This window comes from Kitasatospora sp. NPDC034023 (assembly GCF_055575795.1).
Genome location: NZ_JBVIRY010000107.1, coordinates 1 through 1,639, shown reverse-complemented (window position 1 = coordinate 1,639; position 1,639 = coordinate 1). Strand labels below are relative to the sequence as shown.

Annotated in this window: 2 protein-coding genes; one reads left to right on the top strand and one right to left on the bottom strand. The window is 66.3% G+C overall.

Translation table 11 applies throughout. The features are described from left to right. Positions 1-108 precede the first annotated feature (108 nt). On the top strand, positions 109-495 hold the full coding sequence (locus ACZ52R_RS43460; protein ID WP_465755576.1) for a hypothetical protein: 387 nt from the start codon (positions 109-111) through the stop codon (positions 493-495). On the opposite strand, the gene ACZ52R_RS43455 is transcribed toward ACZ52R_RS43460, so the two are convergent. After that, entirely contained in the window at positions 451-1,509 is a 1,059-nt protein-coding gene (locus ACZ52R_RS43455; RefSeq protein WP_465755577.1) for an IS630 family transposase, read from the bottom strand. The genes ACZ52R_RS43460 and ACZ52R_RS43455 overlap by 45 nt on opposite strands. Positions 1,510-1,639 lie beyond the last annotated feature (130 nt).

Genomic DNA, 1,639 nt, shown 5'->3' with positions numbered 1-1,639 from the left:
GCTAGTGGCTCGTCTCGGATCCTTGATCGGGTCTCTCTGTAAGCTGCCGACTGGCCGTGATTACTGTTGTGGACGTGTGGCCTGCTGCTGGAGGGAGGGCTTGGCGCGATGGAGAAGGTCGTGCGGAACTCGGTGTCGCTGGGTGTGTTCCTCGCGGTGGCAGCTCACCCCAGGGTGCCGTTCAGCGTCGTCGAACTGGCGGGTCGGGGCATCACAGCGGACGCGGCTGCGAACCGCTGGGTACTTGAGGTTGGGAAGCCTTCCCTGGACGGCTTCACACTGGCTGACAAGATCATCGACTTCGGCGAGCGGGAGGACCAGCTCGTTGAGCTATGGCAGGCGTATGGAGCCGGTGCGGTCGACGCGGCGGCCTTCGAGGCCCGGCTGATGGAGATCGTCGCGGCTATGGAGAAGTGGCCGTCGGTCCCGGAGGGGCCCGTGGAGGACTTCTCAAGCCGCCTTCGCCGGGTACTGGGTCCAGGCGCGGATGGGTGAGTCGGGGGCGAACGCCTTCTTTGGTTCGGTCCGGGCGTTTCGCCAGCGTATGTAGGCGGCGATGGCGGAGTTCTGCTCACCGTGGCTGCGGTGGTCGGTGCCGTTGAGAGCGAAGTAGCGCAGAGCGGCGAACTCGGATTCGATCCAGTTCAGCCACGATCCGTAGGTCGGTAGGAAGACCAGCTCGATTTCGTTGGCCGTGGCCCAGGCCCGGACGTTCGGGTGCTTGTGCGGGGAGAAGTTGTCCAGCACGACGTACAGCTTCTCCCCGGGCCAGCGGGCGCGCAGAGCCTTGAGCAGGGCCAGGAACTCGCGCCAGCGCTTGCGTTGGCGGATGCGGTAATACATCTTCCCGGTGGCCAGGTCGAGGGCGGCGAGCATGTGCATCACCCCGTCGTAGCGGTTGTAGGTGGCCCGCAGCCGGCGCGGTGAACCCGCCGGGCGCCACGCCTTGCCCTTGCGGGGCATCAGGTTCAGCGGGCCGAACTCGTCCACACAGACGACCCGGCCGTCGGCCGGCGGGGTGTCGTAGAGGGCGAGTACCCGGTGCATCTTGGCGATGAAGTCGGGGTCGTTGGAGGACTTCCAGGTCGTGGTCGTCTGCCACGAGACCTTGCCCTCGCGCAGTATCCGCCGCAGCGTCTCGCGGCTCATCGCCGGGACGACCTGCTGTTTGACCAGGTGTTCGGCCAGTTTGGTCAGGCTCCAGGTCGAGAACGCGGTGATGCGCCAGTCGGCGGGGGACGTCCGGGCGATCAGGCAGATGTGCTCGCGCACCTGGCTACCGATCGTCCTGGGGCGTCCCCCGCTCCATTTTGGGTCCAGCGCGTCGAACCCCCGCTCGTTGAAGGCGTGGATGACATCGCGCACATAGTCGGCGCTGACCTGCATCAACGAGGTGATGTCGGGCACGGACTGGCCCTGCGCGGACATCAGCACGACGATTGCCCGCCGCAGCTTCACCGGGTCCTTGGCGGTCCGGCTGATCCGCTGCAGCCGGCGTCCTTCCTCCATGCTCACCGGCCGGACGAACACTCCCGGACGACGCCCCACGACCACCTCCACGATCAAGACTTGGAGGAAGCCTGCCGTGCAACGGACGAAGGATCAATTACCCGGACGGGGATCCGAGACGAGCCACTAG